Annotated in this window: 1 protein-coding gene; it reads left to right on the top strand. The window is 41.8% G+C overall.

The window, feature by feature from the left end; all coding sequences use genetic code 11:
• Positions 1-6: 6 nt before the first annotated feature.
• Positions 7-2,792, top strand: a 2,786-nt coding sequence (locus LUQ50_RS11165) for a PAS domain S-box protein (protein ID WP_300039913.1), incomplete at its 3' end; no start/stop codon positions are given.

Raw genomic sequence — 2,792 nt, 5'->3', positions numbered from 1 at the left:
CCAAAGATGGATGGTATTGAATTTCTCAAACGTCTGAAATCTGAAGGGGATCTCACTCCATTTATCATACTTACCGGAAAAGGACATGAAAAAGTAGTTATCGAGGCATTAAATAATGGTGCTGATTTCTACATTCAGAAGAGCGAAGATCCTGAGGCACAGTTTGCAGAACTCTCTAACACAATTCGCCACACTGTATTGAGACGACGTGCTGAATCTGAACTCCTTGAATATCAGAAAAAAGTTAATGACATTATTGACTTTCTCCCGGATGCAACATTTGCCATTGATAATGAAGGAATGGTAATTGCATGGAATCGGGCCATGGTAGAGATGACCGGTATTAGCAAGGAGGATATGCTTGGCCAGGGTGACTATGCCTATACGGTCCCATTCTATGGTGCCAGAAGAAAACAATTACTCGATCTCAACGAAAAGGAAGACGAAGGGATATCCTCACAATATCAGTCATTCAAGAAAAGAGGACAGACCCTGAATGCAGAGACATTTGCTCCGGCATTATTTGGAGGAAAAGGGGCTTATATCTGGGTAACCGGAGCACCCCTGTATGATATTCATAATAACCGGATTGGTGCTATTGAATCAGTTCGGGATATTACCGAGAAAAAACTACTGGAACAAGCCCTGCAAGCGAGTGAGGAGCGATATCGGAATGTTGTAGAAGAACAGGCCGAGTTTATTGCCCGGTTCCTTCCTGACGGGACACATGTTTTTGTGAACGACGCATACTGTAAGTATTTCGGTTTCAGACGGGAAGAGATCATCGGACACCGGTTCAAACCAGAAATACCATTTGAGGATATAGAACGGGTACAACATTTTTTTGCCTCCCTGACTCCTGAACACCCGGCAGATAGTATCGAGCACCAGATCATGATGCCGGATGGCAGCATTCGTTGGCAACGGTGGAGCGACCATGCGATTTTTGATGATTTCGGAAAATTAATAGAATATCAGTCGGTAGGCCGCGATATTACCGATAATAAAAAGGCGGAAGAGGCAATACATGAAAGTGAACAGAAATACCGGATATTATTTGAGACAACCGGAACTGCAACCGTCCTCGTGGAAAATGATGGTACTATCTGTCTGGTAAATTCAGAATTCGAACGGCTCAGTGGATATTCAAAAGACGAGATTGAGAATAAAAAAACCTGGATGGAATTTGTTTTTAAAGAAGATCTTGAGATGATGAAAACCAAACATCGGTTACAAAGACAAAATCCGGATAAACCACTCATGCATTACGAGTTCAGGTTCCAGTCCCGTTCAGGAGAGATACGTTACATCGTTTTAACCATTGATGTAATTCCAGATCGATTACAAAATGTTGCATCCCTGCTGGATATATCAGACCGAAAAAAAGTAGAGGATGAACTGATCGAAGCCAATAAGGAGTATACCAATCTGCTGAACCAGATTCAGACGGTCTATTATCGTAGTGATACCCAAGGCAGACTGATTAGGGCAAGTAAATCGTGGGCATCACTGCTTGGATATGATGATCTATCTGAATGTATCGGCCGGAATATCGCAGAGGATTTCTACTATCATCCTGAAGACGATAAAAAATTTCTTGAAGAAGTCTACAAAAATGGCAGCGTTGCCAATTATGAAATCATTCTCAGGAAAAAAACAGGTGAACCGGTGGTGGTTTTAGCAGCCTGTCACCTTAATTACAATTCAGCAGGGGAAATCATAGGGATAGAAGGGACATTTCAGGATATTACTGATAGAAAACTCGCAGAAAAAGCACTATTAGAGAGTGAGAGGCAGTACCGTGACATTTTTGAATATGCAGTTGTAGGAATATTCAAATTATCCCCAGAAGGGAAATTTCAATGTGCAAATCCTCAGGCTGCTCAACTTCTGGGGTATGAGACCCCAGAAGAGTTGATCCAGTCGGTCCCTGATGTCGTTTCCCAGGTATTTGTGGATCCCTCTTTCGGTGAAAAGGCAACTCAGATTATACAAAAAACAGGTTATCTGAAAAATTTTGAAGCCCAGTTCCGTTGTAAGAACGGAGAAACCATGTGGGGTATGCTAAGTTCACGACCGGTCAGGGATGAAAATGGTACCCTCCTCTACCATGAAATTATCAGCCAGGATATTACTGATCGAAAACGGGCAGTAGAAGCACTCAAGCAGGCAAACAAACAACTCAATCTGCTGGCGAGTATTACCAGGCATGATATTCGAAATAAGATCCTCATAGTTTTAAGCCTCCTGTATCTGGCGAAAGATGAGGTCACAGATCCAAATCTGATTGGTACCTGTAACAAAATAGAATCGGTGATGAAGCAGATAAAAACACAAATAAAATTTACTCGAATATATCAGGACATCGGTACTACTGAACCCCAGTGGCAGAAGATCGCTCTGATTCTGGATCGATTACCAATAACGGATGCAATTGTATTCAAATCAGAAGTTCGCGAACTGGAACTTTATGGAGATGTAATGCTTGAAAGAGTATTTTTCAACCTTCTCGATAATTCCATCAGACATGGTGAGACCGTAACGGAGATACGTGTTTTCTATCGTTCTGAACATGAAGGGATAACTATAATCTGGGAAGATAACGGGATTGGCATTCCAGATGATATGAAAGAAAAGATTTTTGAACGTGGGGTTGGAGAAAATACCGGTCTTGGGTTGTTTCTGATTCATGAGATTTTGTCAATTACCGGAATGAGCATCCGGGAGACCGGAAAAGCAGGGAAGGGAGCAACATTTGAGATTTTTATTCCGAATGGAACATATCGTAATTT

Source organism: Methanospirillum sp. (genome assembly GCF_028679455.1).
Lineage (GTDB): Archaea > Halobacteriota > Methanomicrobia > Methanomicrobiales > Methanospirillaceae > Methanospirillum.
Note: the sequence above shows the minus strand (reverse complement) of the source record. Positions and strands in the feature narration are given on the sequence as shown.